Origin of the sequence: Brevibacillus massiliensis (assembly GCF_000311785.1) — a bacterium.
GTDB lineage: Bacteria > Bacillota > Bacilli > Brevibacillales > Brevibacillaceae > Brevibacillus_C > Brevibacillus_C massiliensis.
The window spans coordinates 145,199-165,439 of the sequence record NZ_HE978537.1 but is presented as its reverse complement, the minus strand read 5'-3'; the positions used below and the strand labels follow the sequence as shown (position 1 = coordinate 165,439).

Genomic DNA, 20,241 nt, shown 5'->3' with positions numbered 1-20,241 from the left:
GATGTCGATTCATGACATAATCGTAGATGACATAAGGAACCTTTAAACCCAGTCCCGTGAGGCTGGCAAGGAATCGGACAACTTTCACACACAGGAGAACGATTTTTTTTGCGTGTGAAGCGGCTTCTTGCCAGTGCGGCAAGAAGCCTTTTTGTTTTGGCAGCAGAAGTTTTTCGCCAGGAAAATCAAAAGGAGAAGATGGCCGTTGATTGAAAAAAACGTGCTGATGGATGAAGCGGCGATTCGCCGGGCGCTGACGAGAATTGCCCATGAGATCATTGAGCGAAACAAGGGCGTTGAGGACTGCGTCGTCGTCGGCATCAAGACGCGCGGCATATATCTGGCCAAGCGGCTTGCGGAGCGGATCGGACAGATCGAAAACACGCAAATCCCCGTAGGCGAGCTGGATATCACCTTTTACCGCGACGACTTGACGCACAAAGCGGAAGACGCCCAGTTCAAAGGAGCCAGGCTGCCGACCGAGGTAACAGGCAAAACCGTGGTGCTCGTCGACGACGTCCTGTACACCGGACGAACCGTCAGGGCCGCGCTCGACGCCCTGATCGACCAGGGCAGGCCAAAGATGATCCAGTTGGCCGTCCTCGTGGACAGAGGACATCGCGAGCTGCCAATCCGGCCGGATTTCGTCGGAAAAAACGTGCCGACATCGCGCAGCGAGATCGTCGCGGTGCAGTTGGCCGAGGTCGATTCGATCGACCAGGTGACGATTCGCCAACACAGTTGAATACGCCTCTTTAACGCTGATCCCGTGAGGTCGGCAAGAGGGTTCCCACATAGCGTATGACGACAGGTGTCAGGTATGCTGTGAGAAAGTGTCTGCCTCTTTGCCTCCGGGTAAAGAGGTTTTTTTCTGGGCAAGAGAGAGGCAAGTCAGATAGAAAGAAGGGGAAAAAGATGAAGCAAAAAGATTTTATCGACGTTCACGAGACACCTGCACTGACACGGTTGTTTCCACTCAGTATCCAGCACTTGTTTGCGATGTTCGGCTCGACCGTCCTGGTGCCGATCCTGACCGGGCTGGACGTATCGGCGGCCCTGATCGCAAGCGGAATCGGGACCCTCTTGTTCTTGTTCATTACCAAAGGCAAGATTCCCAACTACCTGGGCTCTTCCTTCGCCTTTATCGGTCCCATCATGACAGTCAGCGCAACACATGGGGTAGGCATGGCACTGCTCGGATGCTTCCTCTCCGGTATCGTCTACATGATCGTGGCGGCGATCGTCGCGAGGAGCGGGGTCAACTGGCTGAACAAGCTGCTGCCTCCGGTGGTGATCGCCTCGGTCATCGTCGTCATCGGCCTGAGCCTCTCCGGCGTCGCCGTCGACATGGCCACCAACATCAAGGTGGACGACAAGTCGGTGTTCTCGCTTACTTCGATGGAGGTTTCCTTCGTCACCTTGATCGTGACCATACTCGCGGCAGTGGTGCTGCGCGGATTTTTTGCCCTCATCCCGATTCTGATCGGCATTATCGCCGGGTACGTGTACAGCCTGCTGCGCCACCCGGAAATCGTCGACTGGGCGCAAGTGGCGGGCGCGAAATGGCTGATCAGCCCGGCAGAGATGTTCTCGCAGCATCTGCACGTAGGCCTGATGGTCGAAACGATGAGGACCCCGGGTGCCTGGATTACCGCCCTGGTCATCGCGCCGGTCGCCTTTGTCACCCTGGCCGAACACCTGGGCCACCTGCTCGTCACCGGTCGCATCCTGAACCGGGACTTGATGAAGGATCCGGGACTGCACCGCAGCCTCTTGGGTGACGGTGTCTCCACCTCCATCGCGGCTTTTCTCGGCGGCCCGCCCAGCACTACTTACGGCGAAAACATCGGCGTCCTGGCGATTACCCGCGTGTTCAGCCGCAATGTCATCGGCCTGGCTGCCGTGTTTGCTATCCTGTTCTCCTTCATCGGGAAGATCAGCGCCCTTTTGATGACCATCCCGACGCCTGTCCTGGGCGGTGTCTCGATCGTGCTGTTCGGTCTGATCGCGGCCCAGGGCCTCAGGATGTACGTCGAGAACAAAGTAGACTTTGCCAATAAGCGGAACATGATTATCACTGCCGCCATTCTCGTCACAGGGATCGGCGGATACAAGATCAGCTTTGCCGACGCCACCATCTGGCAGTCGTTCTTGTCCAACCTGACGATCGACAACGTCGCCTTCTCCACCTTCCTCGGCATCGTGCTGCATGCGGTGCTGCCGGGCAAGGAAGCGGCGATGGGAAAGAGTGCGGGAGAGTAGCAAATTTCCGGAGTTTTTTTACATGCGACAAACGGGAGGGTGCGAAACATGAGAGTACAGCATTTGACGGGAATCAGGGAGCTTGCCGCCGGGCATCTGGAGGCGCTGTTGGAGCGGGCGGAATACTGGGCCAAGCGGCCGGAAGAAAGAAGCGGCCTGCTCGCTGGCCGCTTCGTCGCCAACCTCTTCTTTGAGCCGAGCACGCGGACGCGTTTTTCCTTTGAGGTAGCGCAAAAGCGGCTGGGGGCGCACGTGCTTAACTTCGCAGCGGAGTCGTCCTCGACGACCAAGGGGGAAACCATCCTCGACACGCTCCGCATGCTGGAGACGATGGGCGTAGAGGCGGCGGTGATCCGCACCAGTGAAAACGGCCTGCTGCAAAAACTGGCCGAGAACGTCCAGCTGCACCTGGTTAATGCCGGTGACGGAACGAACGAACATCCGACCCAGTGTCTCTTGGATCTGCTGACGATCAAACAGCACTTTGGCAAAATCGCCGGCCAGACCGTGGCGATCATCGGCGATCTGCGCCACAGCCGCGTTGTCGGCTCGCACCTGCACGCTCTGCCCAAATTGGGAGCCAAGCTGCTCCTGGCAGGCCCGCCGGCGATGCTGCGGCCAAAGGAAGAGCTGCCGTCCGGCGTCAGTGTGACTGATATCGATGAAGCGATCCGCACGGCCGACGTCGTCATGATGCTGCGGGTGCAGCTGGAGCGGCATGCAGAAGCGCTGTTCTCCTCTGCGGAAGCGTATCACCAGGCGTATGGCTTGACTTTGGAGCGGGCCCGGCTGATGAAACCGGGAGCTGTGATCATGCACCCTGGCCCGTTTAACCGCGGAGTGGAGATCCACGCCGACTTGGTCGACTCCGACCGCTCGCTGATCTTTACCCAGGTAGCGAACGGCGTCGCAGCACGGATGGCAGTACTGGAAGACTTGATGAACGGAGGAATCGGAACATGGGCATCGTCCTTAGAAACGGTAGGGTTTTAAACGAAGCGGGAGAATTGGTGAAACGAGATGTTTTGATCGAACAAAACCGGATAGCCAAGATAGCAGAAGCACTCGACAGCGGGGGTCACGAGGTAATTGAGCTCTCCGGCAAGTTTCTTTCCGCCGGCTTGATCGATGTACATGTTCACCTGCGGGAACCGGGTTTTGAAGCCAAAGAAACGATTGAGACAGGTGCAAGCGCGGCAGTCCGCGGCGGGTTTACGACCGTCGCCTGCATGCCCAACACCCGTCCGGTGATTGACAGCGTGGAGATCGTGCGCAGCATTCTCGACAAGGCGAGCGCAGCCGGAAAGGCCCGTGTGCTGCCTTACGGGGCGATCACGCGGCGGCAGCTTGGCCAAGAGCTGACTGATTTCGCTGCACTCAAAGCCGCAGGCATCTTCGCCCTGACCGATGACGGTGTCGGGGTACAGTCGAGCGCGATGATGAAAACAGCGATGAAGCAGGCCAGGGAGCATGGGCTGTCCATCGTCGCTCACTGCGAGGACGACGACCTGCTTACACCCGGCGCTGCCCTGCACGATGGCATTACGGCGGCCCGCCACGGACTCCCCGGCATCCCGTCCGAATCGGAGTCCATCCACGTCGGACGCGATATTCTGCTCGCGGAACAGACAGGTGTCCACTACCACGTCTGCCACATCAGCGCGAAGGAGTCGGTGCGGCTGGTGCGTGACGGCAAACGGGCAGGAGTGAATGTCACTGCAGAAGTCAGCCCGCACCATCTGCTCTTGTGCGAGGAAGACATTCCGGACGATCTCGATGCCCGTTGGAAGATGAATCCGCCGCTCCGTTCGAAGGAAGACCGGGCCGCCCTCCTGGCCGGATTGAAGGATGGCACGATTGACATTATTGCGACAGACCACGCGCCGCATACGGAAGAGGAAAAGGCCAGGGGTTTGGAGCGTGCGCCGTTTGGTATCGTGGGATTGGAGACTGCGTTTCCGCTGCTCTACACCCATCTGGTGCTGACAGGCGAATTGACCCTGGCCGAGCTGGTGGCGAAGCTGACCGTCAAGCCCGCAGAGATCTTCGGCCTGCCTTACGGAAAACTGGCGGAAGGCGAACTGGCCGATCTGACAGTCATCGATCTGGAGTCGGAACGCGAGATTGACCCTGCCCGCTTTGCCAGCAAAGGACGGAATACGCCGTTTGCCGGGTGGCGGTGCAAAGGCTGGCCGGTGCTGACGATCGTCGACGGCAAGGTAGTTTACCAACAGGAGAAGGAAGAGGAGTGAGCCGCATGAGAGCCAGATTGATCTTGGAAGACGGAACGGAGTGCATCGGGGAAGCGTTTGGAGCAGTCGGAGACAGACGCGGCGAGGTCGTGTTCACGACCGGGATGACCGGATATCAGGAAGTGCTGTCTGACCCGTCCTTCTGCGGACAACTCGTCGTCATGACCTACCCCTTGATCGGCAATTACGGAATCAACCGGGACGACTTTGAGGCAGTTCGCCCGTTTATCCACGGCTTTGTCGTTCGCGAGCACTGCGAACAGCCGAGCAACTGGCGCAGTGCGCAGACGCTGGACCAACTGCTGAAGGCGTATGACATCCCCGGCATCAGCGGCGTCGATACGCGGATGCTGACCCGCAAGATCCGCCATTACGGCACGCTGCGGGGGATGATCACGACGAGTGACACACCGGCACAGGAACTGGCAGCAGAGCTGGCGTCCACCCCGCTCATCACCGACCAGGTCTCGCGGGTTTCGACCAAAAGCGTGTTTAGCTGCCCGGGAGCGGGAGAGCGGATCGTGCTGATCGATTACGGTGCCAAACACGGCATCCTGCGCGAACTGACCAAACGCGGCTGCGACGTCGTCGTCACTCCGTACGACGTGACAGCTGAAGAGATACGCCGGATTCAGCCGGACGGCATCCTCTTGTCCAACGGCCCTGGCGATCCCAAAGACGTGCCGCAATCGATCGAGACGATCCGGCAGCTGCTCGGCGAGTTTCCCCTGTTCGGCATCTGTTTGGGGCATCAACTGCTGGCGCTCGCCTCCGGTGCAGACACGACCAAAATGAAGTTCGGCCACCGCGGCGGCAACCACCCCGTAAAAGAGCTGGCTACGGGACGCACCTACATCACGGCGCAAAACCACGGCTATGCGGTAGCTGCCGAGTCGATTCAAGGAACGGGACTGGAAGTGACGCATGTCGCCTTAAACGATGGAACGATCGAAGGGCTGCGCCATCCCGGGAAACAGGCATTTTCTGTCCAGTACCATCCGGAAGCGGCTCCAGGTCCATACGATTCGGGATACTTGTTTGACCAGTTTTTGGAAATGGTCGCTCGCGCGAAGGAGGAAAAAACCTATGCCAAAGCTAGATAACATGAAAAAAATCCTCGTCATCGGCTCAGGCCCGATCGTCATCGGACAGGCTGCAGAATTTGACTACGCCGGAACGCAAGCGTGCCAGGCTTTAAAAGAAGAAGGGCTGGAAGTGGTGCTGATCAACTCCAACCCGGCCACGATCATGACCGATACCAACATGGCCGACAAGGTCTACATCGAACCGATTACACCGGAGTTTGTCGCCCGCGTGATCCGGCAGGAAAAGCCGGACGGGCTCTTGCCTACCCTGGGCGGACAGACTGGGCTCAACATGGCTGTCGCCCTGGCTGAGGCGGGTGTGCTGGAGGCCGAGAACGTGAAGCTGCTCGGCACCAATCTCGACTCGATCAAGCGGGCGGAAGACCGGGAGTTGTTTCGCGCCTTGATGAAAGAACTGGGCGAACCGGTTCCGGAGTCGGTGATCGTCTCCACAGTAGAAGAAGCGGTGGCGTTCGCGGATGAGATCGGCTATCCTCTGATCGTCCGCCCGGCGTACACCTTGGGCGGAACTGGCGGCGGTATCTGCGACAGCGAGGAGAGCCTGCGCGAAATCGTCGCCAGCGGCCTGAAGTATTCGCCGATCAGCCAATGCCTGATCGAACAGAGCATCGCCGGGATGAAAGAGATCGAGTACGAAGTCATGCGTGACGCCAGCGACAACTGCATCGTCGTCTGCAACATGGAAAACATCGACCCGGTCGGGGTCCACACCGGAGACAGCATCGTCGTCGCCCCCAGCCAGACGCTGGCCGATCGCGAGTACCAAATGCTGCGCTCCTCGGCCCTGAGAATCATCCGCGCGCTCGGCATCGAAGGCGGCTGCAACGTTCAGTATGCGCTGGATCCTCACAGCTTCCAGTACTATGTCATTGAAGTAAACCCGCGGGTCAGCCGCTCATCGGCGCTCGCTTCCAAGGCGACCGGCTATCCGATCGCCAAAATGGCGGCGAAAATCGCCATCGGCTACACCCTCGATGAGTTGAAAAATCCCGTCACCGGACAGACTTACGCCTGCTTTGAGCCGACCATCGACTACGTCGTCAGCAAAATTCCGCGCTGGCCGTTCGACAAATTCCAGTCGGCAAACCGCAAGCTCGGCACCCAGATGAAGGCGACCGGTGAAGTGATGGCCATCGGCCGCACGTTCGAGGAATCGATCATGAAAGCGATCCGTTCGCTGGAGATCGGCTGTTACCACCTCGAATTGAAGGGGGCGGACAAGATTGCCGAAGCAGACCTGCGCCAGCGGCTGCGGACAGCGGATGACGAGCGGCTCTTCCTGATCGCGGAAGCGCTGCGCCGCGGGATCGGCATCGGTGAAATTCACGACTTGACCAAGATCGACCTCTTTTTCCTGCACAAGTTTGCCCGTATTGTCGCTTTTGAAACAGAACTGCGCGAACGCGAGCTGGACCTTGAGCTGCTGCGCAGGGCAAAGCGGCTTGGCTTTACCGATCGGAAAATTGGCGAGCTGGCGGGACGCAGCGAAGAAGAAGTCCGCCAGCTGCGAAAGTCAGGCGGAATCATCCCCGTGTTCAAGATGGTCGATACCTGCGCCGCCGAGTTCGAAGCGGCCACGCCTTACTATTACTCCGCCTACGAGCAGGAGGACGAGCGGACCTGGACGAACAAAAAGCGGGTCATCGTGCTCGGTTCCGGCCCGATCCGGATCGGGCAGGGGATCGAGTTCGACTACGCCACCGTTCACGCCGTGTGGGCTTTGAAAGAGGCCGGCTACGAGGCGATCATTATCAACAACAACCCGGAAACGGTCTCGACCGACTTCAACACCTCAGACCGCCTGTACTTCGAACCGCTCTACATCGAAGACGTGATGAACATCATCGATCAGGAAAAACCGGAAGGCGTCATCGTCCAGTTTGGCGGTCAGACGGCGATCAATCTGGCTGACAAGCTTGCCGCCAGAGGCGTGCGCATCCTCGGCACCAGCCTGGAAAATATCGACGCCGCCGAGAACCGCGAGAAGTTCGAAGCACTGCTGCGCAAACTTGACCTGGCACAGCCGCCGGGCAAAACCGTCACGTCCGTTGCGGAAGCCATCGGGGCAGCGGAGTCGATCGGCTTCCCGGTATTGGTCCGCCCGTCCTATGTGCTGGGCGGACGGGCGATGGAGATCGTCTACAACCAAGCGGAATTGACCGCCTACATGGAGCAGGCGGTCAAGGTAAATCCGGACCATCCGGTGCTGATCGACCGCTACATGCTTGGAACGGAAGCGGAAGTAGACGCGATTTGCGACGGCGAACACGTGCTGATCCCAGGCATCATGGAACACATCGAACGGGCCGGGGTTCACTCCGGGGACTCGATCGCCGTCTACCCGCCGCAGTCGCTTTCCGCAGAGATTAAGCGGGAATTGATCGAAATGACGACCAAACTGGCACGGGCGCTGCAAATCAAGGGGCTGCTCAACATCCAGTTCGTCATCTACCAAAATCGCCCATATGTAATCGAAGTCAATCCGCGCTCTTCGCGTACAGTGCCGTTCTTGTCCAAAGTCACCGGCATCCCGATGGCCAACATCGCAACCAAGGCGATCCTCGGACATTCGATCATCGAGCAGGGCTTTGAGCCGGGGTACCATCCGGAAGAACAGATGGTCTCCGTCAAGGTTCCGGTCTTCTCCTTTACCAAACTGCGCCGGGTGGATATCACGCTGGGGCCGGAGATGAAATCGACCGGGGAAGTGATGGGGCGCGAGCAGACACTGGCCAAGGCGCTGTACAAAGGGCTGCTGGCGGCAGGCATGAACATTCCCACGCACGGAACACTGCTGGTCACGGTAGCGGACAAGGACAAAGCGGAAGCGCTGGAAATTGTCAAACGCTTCCATCAGCTCGGCTTCAAATTGATGGCGACAGAAGGTACGGCCGATTGCCTCAAGCAGGCCGGTCTGGCTGTGACCCGGGTGCAAAAACTGTCGGAAGGCACGCCAAACCTGCTGGACGTCATCCGCACGGGTGAGGCCAACATCGTCCTCAACACGCTGACGCGGGGCAAGGCGCCGGAGCGGGACGGCTTCCGCATCCGCCGCGAAGCAGTAGAGAACGGGGCCGTCTGTCTCACGTCACTCGATACCGCCACAGCGCTGCTGCACGTCCTGGAGACGATTACCTTTTCCACGGAAGCGATGCCGCAGCAGCGCATCGGCAGGGCCGTCGTCGCCCAGTAAAGGAGGAATGAAGGGATGGCATTGTCCGATGACATCCGCGACCGGATCATCCTCGCGCTCGATTTTTCGTCCGGCGAGGAGATCGAGCGCTGTTTGGCCCAATTGGGAGAGGAAGTGCGCTACGTGAAGGTAGGCATGGAGCTCTTCTACGCTGCCGGCCCCGGCATCGTCAGCCAGTTGAAGGAGCGAGGCCTCAAGGTCTTCGTCGATTTAAAGGTGCACGACATCCCCAACACGGCCAAAGGGGCGATGAAAAGTCTTGCGCGCCTTGGGGCTGACATGGTCAACGTCCACGTCGCCGGCGGTACGGCGATGATGGAGGCGGCGCGTGAAGGCTTGGAAGCAGGGGTGCCCGGCGGCGCCCGGCCGCTTTTGATCGGCGTGACGATGCTGACCAGCACCAGCCAGCAGGTGATGAATCAGGAGCTTGGCATCCCCGGTGAGCTGGAAGCCGCAGTCGTTCACTACGCCGCGCTGGCGAAACGAGCCGGCCTGGACGGCGTCGTAGCCTCGCCGCTGGAAGTGCCGCTGATCAAGCAAGCTGCCGGTGCCGCCTTCTACACCGTCACGCCGGGCATCCGCCCCGCCGGTGGGGATCGCGGGGATCAGACGCGGGTGACCACTCCCGCCGACGCCTTTGGCCGAGGCAGCGATTTTATTGTCGTCGGCCGGGCGATCACGCAGGCAAAAGAACCGTTGGCCGCATGGCAGGCCATGGTGCAATCGATAAAAGGGGGAGGGGAACACAGATGAATCAGATGGAAACAACCCAGGTGGCAAAGCAAATAGCGAGCAGTCTGCTGCAAATTGGCGCAGTCCATCTGCGTCCCGATCAGCCGTTTACCTGGACGTCGGGAATCAAGTCGCCGATCTACTGCGACAACCGGGTGACGATGTCCTACCCTGCCGTTCGCAAACAAATCGCCGATGCGTTTGTCCGAATGATTCAGGAGCGGTTTCCCGGTGCAGAGGTTATAGCGGGTACGGCTACGGCAGGGATTCCCCATGCCGCATGGGTAGCGGAGCGTCTGGAATTGCCGATGATCTACGTCCGGGACAAGGCCAAGGGGCACGGGCGGCAAAACCAGATTGAAGGCGTGCTTCGTCCGAACCAACAAGTCGTCGTGATCGAAGACTTGATCTCCACCGGCGGCAGTTCATTAAAAGCGGCGCAGGCGGTACAGGCGGAGGGGGGCAGCGTGCTCGGTGTAGCTGCGATTTTCTCCTACCAGTTCCCGTCGGCAGAGGCGCTGTTTGCCGAAGCTGGCATCCCGATGCACACCCTGTCCAACTATACGGCTCTGTTGGAAGCGGCACGGGAACAAGGTGTGATCGACGCGAAACAGGAGCAGATGCTCGGAGCGTGGAAACAGGCTCCGCATACGTTTTATCCTGCCAATTAAACAATCCCCTGCACGCTCGCCTAGGCGAGTTTGTAGGGGATTGCCGTTTTTGCGTGCTTATCCGCCAATCGCGTAGGCACCAGGGCCGGTCAGGGCAACTCCGACTGCCACGGCAAGCAGGATGAGATTGTACTCAAACCCGTTGGCCGTAGCCCAATAACCGTTTTTGCCATGGACTGTGAAAATAGCGACCAGCATCGTGACGACGATCAGGAACGCTCCGACAGGCGTTAAAAACCCGGCGGCGAACAGCGCTCCTCCGACGAGCTCGCTCAAACCGGCCAGCAAAGCCATTGTCGTGCCCGGTTTGATCCCGATCGATTCCAGCCACTGGCCGGTTCCTTTCAGGCCGTAACCGCCAAACATGCCAAACAGCTTTTGAGCGCCATGTCCCATAAATGTAAGACCTACGACGAGACGAATGAGGAAAAGACCGAGATTTATCATGGTAACCTCCTGGTTATTAAATTAATGTAACTTACTTTTTATTAGTATTATCCGCATGTTACTTACTTTTGTCAAGTAACAAAACGGTCATGACCGTTTTGTTGACCGCAAGCGGTGACATCTATGTTTTATGAAAAACGTCAAGACGTTTTTCACAGAAAAAAACATCTGCAGCGCCGGATAGCTGCAGATGCTTCTTGTGGGTCAAACTTTAATTTTTAGCCAACTGCCGATACTTGATCAGCATCGCGATTCGCCACGTCAAAATCATGCCAAAGGCCAAAATGAAAAACAGGCCGGCGGATTGCATCGCCGAAATCGAATCGCCAATCCACAGTTTGATGCCGGATCGGATCACAACGAGAAATAACAGAATGGCGATAAACGCCCTGGATCTCTTCAGGTAAATTTCGTTTCCCTTCACCTCAAACTTGGAGGAGAGGATCAGCGGGATGGACAGCAAGGTGCCGGTGAAAAAAGCGATGATGTCATAGGGGAGCGGAGACACCGTTCCCGGGAAAAAAACATCGCAAACCCCGTCGACATCGCGATCGGAGGGATGATGATTTTTTTCATCGAAACCGGCTTTTTGGCGGCACGCAGGCGAACTACCATCACGAACATGGCCATGCAGAGGCCAACAGCCAAACCGATTACAGCAGGCGATAAGAGATGATCCATGGGAAAAATCCCTCCACACCATTTCATTTCATCATATCTATAGTTTACACAATCCCCTCCAATTCCTCCAATAAAAATATTACAGCTTGACGAATTTTGCGAGCGTCTGGAAACGAATGTATCTGATGGGAAAGAGAAACAATATACGGGGCGAGTAAAGGGGGAGAGGAGGCGGCCAACAGCAAAACAATCTGTGTTGTACATCATCTGCTACGGCTTCTTTGCCACGTTGACGATCTTTTACGGACTTGTCTACCGGCACAGCCTGGTGGTTACGTTTGTCGGATTTCATCTGCTCGTCTGCCTCGGGATTCCTCTGTTTCACGGATGGCGGGAGGGCAGGCTGCAGGAAATTTGGCAGCGAGCCTGGCGGCGCGAGTGGAGGAAACGCGCAAGAGGGCTTTGGCTGGGGATTTCCAGCGGAATTCTGTTATTTGCCGCCGTGCTCATCGGAACCCGGCTGCTGCTGACAGCGGAAGTTGACGCACTTTCGATCCGGCAGATGCTGATAAGCTGGGGACTTTCCCCACGGTTTATTTGGCTGTTTGCCGGCTATATCACGATCGTCAACTCGCTGTTGGAAGAATGGTTTTGGCGGGGGTTTGTCCTTGAGCGCTTGCTGATCAGCATGCCCCCCATGCGGTCCCTTCTGCTGACCAGTCTGTTCTTTTCCATCTATCACTTGATTTTGGGCGTCTGCCTGTTTGGCTGGGCCTGGGGAATCGCGATTACCTGTTTGGTGTTTGCAGCGGGTACCTTCTGGGGTTGGCTTGGGCTTCGTTACCAGTCGATTTACGCGAGCTGGTTCAGTCACATGCTGGCCGATCTGGGACTGATGACAGCGCTGGTCAGGTGGATTTTTTAAGACTGTCCATGTTTGTTTTTCAAGCTGTTCAGCCGCTCGCTGATGACGCCGCTGCGATCCCGCAGGGTGTGTTTGTGCAGTAGAAAACGATTCGATTCATCGCTCGGCTGGCCAAATGTCATGCCGTTTTGCCGGCAGAGGTCCGAGCAGGCGAGAAGCAGCTGCTCATCTGAAAACGGCAGATTCAAGCTGGTGTACGGTTGGTTTTGTTCAAGTCCGGCCAACCGCTGGCGAAGTAAAGCGAGCAGTTTTCGATCATCTAGTCCCAACTGACGAACGCTTGCACGCGTGGTCTCCAAGTTACGAATGGCGCTGGCCATCATCTTCATGCCGCCGGCGAAATTTCCCCGCCGCTGATGGTACAAGGCAACGGCGAGTTGGATCAGGCCGACCCAGACGGGATCCTGCGGCTTCCCCAGCTCTTTCCAATACTCTTCGAGGATTTCATGGCATTCAAAATAGTCGCGGTCACCGTGGAAATGGACAAGGTAACGGATGTAGGCGTCGGGATACTTCATCATTTTTTTACGTGAACCCCTTTGTGATCTGATAGGATATAATTATACAGGATTACACGCAGAAAAGGCAGGGAAAAGACGTGACGACAGAGGAAATCCTCTCCATATTGGAGCAGCAAAACATGACGGAAATTCTGGAGTTGATTGAAGACGCAAAATCGGGGGAACTGGAAGAGCTGGAATTGGTCGAGAGCATCGGGCTGCTCGCTGACGAACGGCTGAACCGAGCCGTTCTGGATTTGCTGAGAAGCCTCGGTGTGACCATTACCTACGTAAAGTACGACGAGGATGAAGATTGAAGGGAGAATGTGCGCCAAGCCGACGAGCTCTTGGCGCTTTTTTTCGCGTTTGGTTACTTATAGGTCCAAACGCGGTTTTTATTGCGGGTAGCCGGAAAGGTATCTCCCTTTCCCAACTCAATGATCATGGAATCCTCCACATTTGCCCCGGTCTCACCGATCTCCCGGTAGACGGCGTTTTTCGGAGATTTGTCGCCAGCCTTAAAGCGGGTTGGTTCCCCCATCAGTTCTCACCTCGCTCTCAACGGTTATTTCCGTAGTATCCCCGGGGTGCGGCTGCTCATCCACTGCGCCGGTCACAAGCGTGAACAGGGGGGGGCAAAAGCTGATTTTCCTCGGGATAGCCTGATGTACCATTCGTCAGCGGCACCTTCATCATACCTTGTAACTGTATCAGTTCAAGGGGGTGAGGTTAATGAGTTGTGGATGCGGAAAGTCACATTGTCACACCAAATGCAGAAAGTGCTGTAAGAAAAAGTACTACAAGAAGCATTGCTGCTACACGCCTTACTACAAGACGAAGTGCCACACCTATCATAAAGGCGGGCACGGTTACGGTCACGGCCATTACTATGATTCGTCCTCCGGTTCATCGATGTGGGGCAGCCGCCACATGGGCGGTTGGCACGACGGATGGATGCGGGACGGTTGGAGAGGCTGGGACAGCTAGGGGAACAAAAAGCGCCGCCAAGGCGCTTTTTGCCTTTTTCAAATGCCCAGCAATCTGGTAAAGTGGTCATGGCACATGCATACGATACAGAAGGGAGGGAGGAGCCTCATGAACACCAGCATTCCGTCAAAGGAAGAACGGCTTTGGGCGACGATCTGCCATCTGGCGGCATTTATTGGCTGTATTATTCCTCTCGGCCACATCTTGGGCCCCCTGGTGGTCTGGCTGATCAAGCGGGAGGAAGGGGGCTTTGTCGATCAACAGGGGAGGGAAGCGGTTAATTTTAACATCAGCTTTAGCATATACGGTCTCGTCTTCTCTTTGCTCGTGATCGTCCTGATCGGAGTTCCGCTGCTGCTTTTGCTGCTGTTGGCGTGGATCATCATTGCGATCATAGCGGCAGTCAAAGCCAATGAGGGGGTGAATTACCGCTATCCGTTCACCATCCGCTTTCTGAAATAGCGAAACCGGCGTCCTGACCGCAGGGAGTGCAAATTTTCCGAATAGAAAGAGGATTTTTCGTCCGAGTGGCGAATAAGCTGGCAAATGGCATCTCTTCTACGAAGGAGGGATCATCTTGCTCACGGGCATTACTGTTATTGATTTTACCCGTCATTTGCCAGGCGATTACTGCGGCATCAGGCTCGCCGGGATGGGAGCGGAAGTCATCAAGGTAGAGTCGTTTGGAGACCCTGTCCGCCATGTTGAAACAGGCATTTTTGCCCCCGAGGTCCAGGCCTTGTTCCCCGATAAGATCGGCAGGAAGAAAAGCGTTTTGCTCAACCTGCGGGCGCCGGAAGGATGCGATTTGGCCTTTGCCCTGGCTGCCGAAGCCGATGTCGTGATCGAAGGCTTCCGGCCGGGCGTCGTCTCCCATCTCGGTTTGGACTACGCCGCTCTTCGCGAGGCAAAGCCGGAGTTGATCTACTGCTCGATAACGGGGTTTGGCCAGACCGGGACCATGGGCCAATTGGGCGGACACGATCTCAACTATCAGGCGGTAAGCGGATTTTTGGGGGTAAACCGGGATGTTGACGGCCGGCCGGTGGTGGCGGAAATCCCGCTTGCCGAACTGGCTGGAGGATTGTTTGCGGCTGAACAAATCTGCGCGGCTCTCGTCCAAAAAGAACGGAGCGAAAAGGGGGCTTACCTCGATATCGCATTGGTAGACGTACTGGCATCGTGGCTTGCGCTGCGCGTTCTGCCGGAGTGGCCGGGTCAGCGGGGGCGGGAGAGCAGGGAGACCGGCTTTCCGTGCCCGCGCGTCAATTACAACGTGTATGAAGCAGCAGATGGACGCTTTGTGGCGTTAGCGGCATTGGAGGAAAAGTTCTGGTTGAATTTTTGTTCTGCGGTCGGACGGGAAGACTGGGAACCGTACGGCGGATTGCGGGTCGAAGAAGCTCCGGAATTGTACGAGGAGATGAAAGGGCTCTTTTTAACCCGGACGCAGGCGGAGTGGAATGAGTTCGGGATGGAGGTTGACTGCTGCTTGACGGCAGTGGAAGAAGCGGATACCTGGGCGAGGAGCATGTACGTCCAGAGCAGGCGCTTCGCCGCTTCGGCTTATGACGAGCCGCCAGTTCAGACTCCGCCGCAAAGCGTTCAAGGCAGGATGGCGGAGACCGCGTTATCTGCAGGGGGCAGCGGAGCGGATACGCATGATGTGCTGCGAAACAAATTGGGGATTGGCGATTCAGAGCTGAGGAAGTACTCCTCATTGGGAATCATACCGGATAAAAAATAACGTTACCGTCGGCGCTGAGAAATCGGCGCCTGATACGGAACTCTACCGGGCGCTGGAGGAAAGCAGCAAGCAGGTTTGGCCCAAAGCAGAGGTAGTCCCGGCCCTGTTCGAAGCGGGGACAGACGGATCTGCCTGGCGGGACAGAGGTGTTCCTGTCTACGGCATCTATCCTTATCCCCTTGACAGCGAAACCTTGGAGCGAATGCATGGAAACGATGAAAGAATTTCGATTCAATCGCTTGAGGAAGGAACAGAGATGATTTATGAAGCTGCGGAAGGCGGCTGGACGTTGAGTCTGGCCGGTCTTCACGGCAGGATTGAGGCAAACAGAAAAGATTTCTCGTTGAGCATGGTTGAATCCTGTGGTAGTATAGGATTATCAAATTAGCGGTATGCAAACAGCTGTTTAGCTGATCAGTGCGATACGATCCTGCGATGTACGTTCGGCAGCTTATGTTTTTAACCTTGAGTGTTTCTAGGGAGACAGAACTTCACGTGTATGTCAGGCCCACCTCCGTTTGCGGACGCATGGGAAGGCAGAAGCGTGGACGGGTCACCCACCTGTCAGTGCAGGTTAAAGAAACATGAGGTCGGACGGCAGAGCGGGGGCCTTGTACATAGACAAGGAAGCCCGGGGCCTTGAAAAGGATCCTGGGCTTTTTGCCATTTCATACAAAAAAAGGAGCTGCAGCCATGCATTACTATGGGAATGAGACGGTCATGTCGCTGGAACAGGCCATGGACCTGAAACCAAACGAAATCCGGGTTCTGGAGTGGGTGCGCACTTACGAGTTTTTGGAAAACAAATACGGGCTGGACGATCCCGTTCACACTTTTTTGGAGATCAAGTGCGAGGAAATGGGCGTGTGTTTGCGAAAAAACCGCATTACCCGTTTTCCGGACTATATTTGTGAAGCGGAGGAGCGCTGCCCCGATGTGGAAACAGCTCTTCCAATATTCAAGCAGTGGGCCGCGGAGATTCTGAGCAGCGTGAAAACACAGGATCGTGACACGTGAAGTGTTCCAGAATACGGTGGATTCGCACCCGGACGGACAAACCGCCGCAACATTTGAACTGCGGCGGTTTCGCTGTCCATGCTTATTTTTTCAGGTTAATCGGAACGCTCCACTTTACATCGCTATGCTCTTTTTGCAGGCAGGAGAACGCCAGTGTCAATTCTGTCGGCTTCTCCGCCGTTTCGACCCACAGCCAGCCGTGGAAGCTGACGCTGCCGTCCTGATCTCGTTTGTAGTTTAAAGCAACTCCTGGTTTGAAGACGTTGCCTTGGCTATCTTTTACCCTCCACTCTTCCAGCTTGACAGTATCTTTCGCCAGTTTTCCTTCCATTTCGATCAGGGCTGCCGGCTGATAAGCGTCCAGTCGCTCAATTTCTCCTCTGTGGAATCGGTTTTCATCCGGAAGTTCTGCGCCGTAATCGTATTGCCCAGGTACTCCTGGCTGGCCGGCTGTTTGGCCATTTCCTGCAAAATCTGCTGCTTCTTCTCCTCGCTCATATTGGGAGGGAGGATGACCTGTCTGTCGCCCGCGACCGGTGGTTGGGCCGCTTTTTCCCATAACGCCTTCATTTTTTGTTCCCACTCGGCTGTCAGTTCGGTTTGGAACTGCAGATTGGTTACGCTCGGCAAGCACCTCTGTGACGGTGAGCGTGATCCCCTGATCGGTCACCTTTTTCTCTGCCTTGGTGATCAATCCCTGTTCTGCGGCTTTTTTCCCCCCTGCGTCATTCGTGAATGGCAATCCAGCGTGTTTTTCTCCTCCTTCAAAAAGGCGTGCTGCGCAGCAACGGATTCCTTTTTGCACGCTCACTTAGTAGAACGACAACTTCTGCAATAATCTTACCGGTCGATGAAAAAAATCTGCAGCTGGCCGCGCACGGCAAGTATACGAACGGCCCTGTTTAGCAAAAGCTTAGCGTATCACGAAGTTGGAGGTGCAGTCATGAGCGGTTTTGTCGTGAAATTGGTCGTGGCGCTGATTACAGTGTTTTTGGCAGATATCGTGCTCCCGGGCATGTACTATCCGTCCATGTACCAGGATGTACTGGTCGGTCTGTTGTTCGCTGTGGTCGGTTATGTTACCGAGGTGATGATCTTGAGGCGGGATACGATCTGGCTCAGTACCGCCATGGATTTTGTCATTGGGGCTCTGCTTATCTACCTCAGCCAGTTCGTCTTCATCGGCGCCCGTGTCACATTGGCTGCGGCGCTGATCACGGCGTTGGCAATCGGCGTGTTGGAGCATCTGCAGCACATCTGGCTTGTCCAGACCGGCCGGGTGGAGAAGGATAAGACGTAGGGTAAACGCGGACGCCGGGGCGCCATTCCCGGTGTTTTTCTTTTTTCCTGTATCTTTTTGGCGGCAAGCTGCGTCATACCTCTTGAAAAGTACAATACATAGCGGAGGGTGCCGTAGATGAATGTCGTCAAAATAAAGCAATTGATTTTCTGTTTTTGTACGTGTCTGCTGCTCGCAGCCGGATGGCAAATGGTCTTGCCGCCGCCTGCTCACGCAGAAAATGCCGTATCGCTGCAAGTGAGCGCCGGTTTCGGGGGCGAATACAAAGAGGCGGAGCTCATCCCGCTGCAGATTACGGTCACCAACAATGGTGCAGATATCGAGGGAGAGCTCGTCTACACCGCAGACAACGATGATTCCGGCAACGCGGTATACTACCAGCCCATCTCCATCGGAAAAGGCTCGACGAAAAAAGTGACGATGATGATTCCGGGCAATGTCCAGCGGACCTCTTCCATTCGGTTGATGCAAGGCAAAACGGAGGTGGCCAAAGGTGTTGTCGCAGGGAGCCGGTTTAACCCGGATACTGTTTTTATCGGCGTACTCGCTTCCCAGCCTGATACGGCCAACTTTTTGGCAGCGCTGCCGAAAAGTTCGTTCTCCCGCCCCGTTCGGCCGGTCTGGCTGCAGGCGGAGGATATTCCAAACGACGTTTTGCCGCTGCAGATGATGGACGTGCTGGTCTTGAACAACTTCTCCACAGGCAGCCTCAATGCGGAGCAGGTACAGGCGATCAGAGACTGGACCAACCGGGGAGGAATGCTCGTTTTGGCAGGTGGAGCCTACTGGGGCAAAACAGGCAGTGAGCTGCAGGAGCTCTCGCCGGTCAGCGTCGACGGGACGGCGGAAGTAGGGTCACTGGCAAGTCTGGTGTCCGGCAAGCACAACAAACCGATCTCGCTGGAACGACCCTTTACCGTGAGCAGGGGAACGGTGAAAGCGGGCGAAGTCCTCTATCAGGAAGGAAGCATTCCCTTGTTCGCCATCGCGAAAGCAAACAAGGGCAAGGTGTTATACGCCGCTTACGATCTGGCAGAAGAGCCCATGGCCAGTTGGCCGGGCAACAGTGAATTGTGGGCGGAACTGCTAGCAAAGGCGTTTGGTCAGACACTGAACCATGCGAAGTTTGACCAGTATGGGAATCCCTATCAGCTGATCGATGCGGCTGAAAACATTCCGGGGCTGAAAGCGCCGAACCTGACTTTTCTGAGCCTGTTTTTCGCCGGCTATATCCTGCTTGCCGGTCCGGTGCTCTTCCTGCTCTTTCGCGGAAAAAAACGGCGAAGCTACTTGTGGGGCGTGGGGCCGGCGGCGGCGATCGCCATGTGCCTGGGGATTTTTCTCTACGGGATCGCGCAGCGCGGCACAGATGTCATGGTGCATAATGTCAGCTATCTGGAGCTGACCGGCACGGGGCAGGCAGATGCGGCAATCGCAACGGCTATCTTCGTTCCGTCCGGCGGCGATTACGAGATGCGGGCCAAGGATGGAGAAATGATTCTGCCAAATCGCTGGTACTACAGGGGGATGCCGTCCGGGACCACCCGGATCAACGTAGCTCCCCAGCAAGGCAGCATTCAGTTTCACGACGCAAGTTACTGGTCGATCAAGAGCGGGTTTGCCAAAAAAATGATAGAGGATGCGGGGCGGATCGAATCCGACCTCGTGTACCGCGACGGCAAGCTGGTCGGAACCGTGACCAACAAAACCAGCTACCCGCTGCGCGATGTGAAGCTTCTGAATGGACGCAATGTTCAGGATCTTGGCACACTGGCTGTCGGAGCCTCCGCCGATGTCGAAATGAATTTTGAGGTGATGACCCAGCCCAACCGGGACAGCTACCAGGCGAGAAAGGGGCTGCTGCCGTCGGAGATGCAGCAGCAAAAGCGGTTTGACGACACCCGGGAATTCAGCATGCTCGGCATGCTTGACGAAGGCAGAGGAACCAGTTTTTGGCGAACGCCGGTTAAAGTGATCGGCTGGACGGAGCAGCCGGTTGCCGACGTGGAAATCAGCGGAAAGCGCACAAAGCAGGCGGACTTGGCTTTGATCAGCTCCAGCCTTGATGTGAAGCCATCGCCTGACGGCTACGTCTTTTACCCGGCGGGAACGTTTACTCCCGTGATGACCGCAAGCCCGCCCCGCAGCTATGACAGCGGAAACGGTTATTACATGGGACCGGGGGAGATCACGTTTGAATTTGACATCCAAAAAGAGAAGCAGCCGATCGATGTGACAAAGGTGTACCTGTACACGTGGTCAGAAGATCGAACGAGCTTTGACAAAAAAGTGTATAACTGGAAAACGAATGCTTTTGACCCGTTTTCCGATGCGTTTGAAAATAATACGCTGTCGGGCGACAAGCTGAAACAGTACGTCTCGCCCGCCGGAAAACTGCGGTTGACGCTTTCTCACAAGTACGAAGAAGACAGGCATGTCGGGCTGCCGGAAATCAGCGTTGAAGGATGGGTGGCAAAGTAA

General features: G+C 56.4%; 22 protein-coding genes and 1 other RNA gene. 18 read left to right on the top strand and 5 right to left on the bottom strand.

The window, feature by feature from the left end; genetic code table 11:
- Positions 1-208: 208 nt before the first annotated feature.
- From pyrR to pyrE, 8 genes are all read left to right on the top strand, one after another.
- A complete protein-coding gene (gene pyrR / locus HGBM_RS08260) occupies positions 209-745 on the top strand; it encodes a bifunctional pyr operon transcriptional regulator/uracil phosphoribosyltransferase PyrR (RefSeq protein WP_026074277.1) in 537 nt (178 codons plus the stop codon).
- A gap of 170 nt (positions 746-915) precedes the next feature.
- Positions 916-2,262, top strand: coding sequence for a solute carrier family 23 protein (locus HGBM_RS08255; protein WP_019120622.1), 1,347 nt, complete (start codon positions 916-918; stop codon positions 2,260-2,262).
- Between the two features lie 48 nt (positions 2,263-2,310).
- Complete coding sequence (locus tag HGBM_RS08250; protein ID WP_019120621.1) at positions 2,311-3,255, top strand: aspartate carbamoyltransferase catalytic subunit; 945 nt, start codon at positions 2,311-2,313, stop codon at positions 3,253-3,255.
- A complete protein-coding gene (locus HGBM_RS08245; protein ID WP_019120620.1) occupies positions 3,222-4,514 on the top strand; it encodes a dihydroorotase in 1,293 nt (430 codons plus the stop codon). Before HGBM_RS08250 ends, HGBM_RS08245 begins: the two co-directional genes overlap by 34 nt.
- A 5-nt stretch (positions 4,515-4,519) precedes the next feature.
- Positions 4,520-5,617: a carbamoyl phosphate synthase small subunit gene (locus HGBM_RS08240; protein ID WP_019120619.1), complete on the top strand. Its 1,098-nt coding sequence runs from the start codon at positions 4,520-4,522 to the stop codon at positions 5,615-5,617.
- Positions 5,601-8,813: a carbamoyl-phosphate synthase large subunit gene (gene carB, locus HGBM_RS08235; protein ID WP_019120618.1), complete on the top strand. Its 3,213-nt coding sequence runs from the start codon at positions 5,601-5,603 to the stop codon at positions 8,811-8,813. The genes HGBM_RS08240 and carB overlap by 17 nt, the downstream gene beginning before the upstream one ends.
- Positions 8,814-8,828: 15 nt before the next feature.
- Positions 8,829-9,566 (top strand): orotidine-5'-phosphate decarboxylase, encoded by a 738-nt coding sequence (pyrF, locus tag HGBM_RS08230; protein WP_019120617.1) that lies wholly within the window; start codon positions 8,829-8,831, stop codon positions 9,564-9,566.
- Between the two features lie 5 nt (positions 9,567-9,571).
- A complete protein-coding gene (gene pyrE / locus HGBM_RS08225; RefSeq protein ID WP_026074276.1) occupies positions 9,572-10,216 on the top strand; it encodes an orotate phosphoribosyltransferase in 645 nt (214 codons plus the stop codon).
- A 57-nt stretch (positions 10,217-10,273) separates the two neighbouring features.
- On the opposite strand, the gene HGBM_RS08220 is transcribed toward pyrE, so the two are convergent.
- Both HGBM_RS08220 and HGBM_RS26995 read right to left on the bottom strand, forming a co-directional pair.
- Positions 10,274-10,663 carry a DoxX family protein gene (locus HGBM_RS08220; RefSeq protein ID WP_019120615.1) on the bottom strand — a complete coding sequence of 130 codons (390 nt, stop codon included), beginning with the start codon at positions 10,661-10,663 and terminating at the stop codon, positions 10,274-10,276.
- Positions 10,664-10,874: 211 nt separating this feature from the next.
- Positions 10,875-11,171 (bottom strand): CcdC family protein, encoded by a 297-nt coding sequence (locus HGBM_RS26995; RefSeq protein ID WP_483458287.1) that lies wholly within the window; start codon positions 11,169-11,171, stop codon positions 10,875-10,877.
- 366 nt (positions 11,172-11,537) lie between these two features.
- Between HGBM_RS26995 and HGBM_RS08210 the strand changes: the two genes are divergently transcribed.
- The gene (locus HGBM_RS08210; protein WP_019120614.1) at positions 11,538-12,209 is read left to right on the top strand and encodes a CPBP family intramembrane glutamic endopeptidase; all 672 of its coding nucleotides are present in this window, start codon (positions 11,538-11,540) and stop codon (positions 12,207-12,209) included.
- Here HGBM_RS08210 and HGBM_RS08205 read toward each other — a convergent pair.
- Positions 12,206-12,730 (bottom strand): DUF309 domain-containing protein, encoded by a 525-nt coding sequence (locus HGBM_RS08205; RefSeq protein WP_019120613.1) that lies wholly within the window; start codon positions 12,728-12,730, stop codon positions 12,206-12,208. The two genes, HGBM_RS08210 and HGBM_RS08205, sit on opposite strands and share 4 nt — an antisense overlap.
- A gap of 77 nt (positions 12,731-12,807) precedes the next feature.
- On the opposite strand from HGBM_RS08205, the gene HGBM_RS08200 reads away from it, so the two are divergent.
- Positions 12,808-13,026 carry a hypothetical protein gene (locus tag HGBM_RS08200; RefSeq protein ID WP_019120612.1) on the top strand — a complete coding sequence of 73 codons (219 nt, stop codon included), beginning with the start codon at positions 12,808-12,810 and terminating at the stop codon, positions 13,024-13,026.
- Positions 13,027-13,079: 53 nt separating this feature from the next.
- Here the strand turns inward: HGBM_RS08200 and HGBM_RS29445 are convergent, their stop codons facing one another.
- The gene (locus HGBM_RS29445; protein WP_019120611.1) at positions 13,080-13,250 is read right to left on the bottom strand and encodes a YjzC family protein; all 171 of its coding nucleotides are present in this window, start codon (positions 13,248-13,250) and stop codon (positions 13,080-13,082) included.
- Between the two features lie 191 nt (positions 13,251-13,441).
- On the opposite strand from HGBM_RS29445, the gene HGBM_RS30290 reads away from it, so the two are divergent.
- The 6 genes from HGBM_RS30290 (at position 13,442) to HGBM_RS08180 (ending at position 16,460) form a co-directional block, all read left to right on the top strand.
- Positions 13,442-13,696, top strand: coding sequence for a hypothetical protein (locus tag HGBM_RS30290; protein ID WP_147512831.1), 255 nt, complete (start codon positions 13,442-13,444; stop codon positions 13,694-13,696).
- Positions 13,697-13,804: 108 nt separating this feature from the next.
- Complete coding sequence (locus HGBM_RS08190) at positions 13,805-14,158, top strand: DUF4870 domain-containing protein (protein ID WP_019120610.1); 354 nt, start codon at positions 13,805-13,807, stop codon at positions 14,156-14,158.
- A 115-nt stretch (positions 14,159-14,273) separates the two neighbouring features.
- A complete protein-coding gene (locus HGBM_RS08185; protein WP_019120609.1) occupies positions 14,274-15,443 on the top strand; it encodes a CaiB/BaiF CoA transferase family protein in 1,170 nt (389 codons plus the stop codon).
- The gene (locus HGBM_RS32450; protein WP_081590125.1) at positions 15,433-15,831 is read left to right on the top strand and encodes a M20/M25/M40 family metallo-hydrolase; all 399 of its coding nucleotides are present in this window, start codon (positions 15,433-15,435) and stop codon (positions 15,829-15,831) included. The genes HGBM_RS08185 and HGBM_RS32450 overlap by 11 nt, the downstream gene beginning before the upstream one ends.
- 36 nt (positions 15,832-15,867) lie before the next feature.
- Positions 15,868-16,056, top strand: a non-coding RNA gene (gene ssrS / locus HGBM_RS29435) — 6S RNA.
- 80 nt (positions 16,057-16,136) lie between these two features.
- Positions 16,137-16,460, top strand: a complete 324-nt coding sequence (locus HGBM_RS08180; protein ID WP_026074275.1) for a hypothetical protein — start codon at positions 16,137-16,139, stop codon at positions 16,458-16,460.
- An 82-nt stretch (positions 16,461-16,542) separates the two neighbouring features.
- Here HGBM_RS08180 and HGBM_RS08175 read toward each other — a convergent pair whose 3' ends face one another.
- Positions 16,543-17,271, bottom strand: coding sequence for a DUF4179 domain-containing protein (locus tag HGBM_RS08175; RefSeq protein ID WP_154653323.1), 729 nt, complete (start codon positions 17,269-17,271; stop codon positions 16,543-16,545).
- Positions 17,272-17,403: 132 nt separating this feature from the next.
- Here HGBM_RS08175 and HGBM_RS08170 point away from each other — a divergent pair, with 132 nt between their 5' ends.
- The gene (locus tag HGBM_RS08170; RefSeq protein WP_019120606.1) at positions 17,404-17,760 is read left to right on the top strand and encodes a DUF2512 family protein; all 357 of its coding nucleotides are present in this window, start codon (positions 17,404-17,406) and stop codon (positions 17,758-17,760) included.
- Between the two features lie 117 nt (positions 17,761-17,877).
- Positions 17,878-20,241: a DUF7408 domain-containing protein gene (locus HGBM_RS08165; RefSeq protein WP_019120605.1), complete on the top strand. Its 2,364-nt coding sequence runs from the start codon at positions 17,878-17,880 to the stop codon at positions 20,239-20,241.

Coding starts and splice junctions, on each gene's coding strand:
- HGBM_RS08255 (WP_019120622.1), top strand. CDS start 916: ATGAAGCAAAAAGATTTTATCGACGTTCACGAGACACCTGCACTGACA.
- HGBM_RS08250 (WP_019120621.1), top strand. CDS start 2,311: ATGAGAGTACAGCATTTGACGGGAATCAGGGAGCTTGCCGCCGGGCAT.
- HGBM_RS08245 (WP_019120620.1), top strand. CDS start 3,222: ATGGGCATCGTCCTTAGAAACGGTAGGGTTTTAAACGAAGCGGGAGAA.
- HGBM_RS08240 (WP_019120619.1), top strand. CDS start 4,520: ATGAGAGCCAGATTGATCTTGGAAGACGGAACGGAGTGCATCGGGGAA.
- carB (WP_019120618.1), top strand. CDS start 5,601: ATGCCAAAGCTAGATAACATGAAAAAAATCCTCGTCATCGGCTCAGGC.
- pyrF (WP_019120617.1), top strand. CDS start 8,829: ATGGCATTGTCCGATGACATCCGCGACCGGATCATCCTCGCGCTCGAT.
- pyrE (WP_026074276.1), top strand. CDS start 9,572: ATGGAAACAACCCAGGTGGCAAAGCAAATAGCGAGCAGTCTGCTGCAA.
- HGBM_RS08220 (WP_019120615.1), bottom strand. CDS start 10,663: ATGATAAATCTCGGTCTTTTCCTCATTCGTCTCGTCGTAGGTCTTACA.
- HGBM_RS08205 (WP_019120613.1), bottom strand. CDS start 12,730: ATGATGAAGTATCCCGACGCCTACATCCGTTACCTTGTCCATTTCCAC.
- HGBM_RS29445 (WP_019120611.1), bottom strand. CDS start 13,250: ATGGGGGAACCAACCCGCTTTAAGGCTGGCGACAAATCTCCGAAAAAC.
- HGBM_RS30290 (WP_147512831.1), top strand. CDS start 13,442: ATGAGTTGTGGATGCGGAAAGTCACATTGTCACACCAAATGCAGAAAG.
- HGBM_RS08190 (WP_019120610.1), top strand. CDS start 13,805: ATGAACACCAGCATTCCGTCAAAGGAAGAACGGCTTTGGGCGACGATC.
- HGBM_RS08180 (WP_026074275.1), top strand. CDS start 16,137: ATGCATTACTATGGGAATGAGACGGTCATGTCGCTGGAACAGGCCATG.
- HGBM_RS08170 (WP_019120606.1), top strand. CDS start 17,404: ATGAGCGGTTTTGTCGTGAAATTGGTCGTGGCGCTGATTACAGTGTTT.
- HGBM_RS08165 (WP_019120605.1), top strand. CDS start 17,878: ATGAATGTCGTCAAAATAAAGCAATTGATTTTCTGTTTTTGTACGTGT.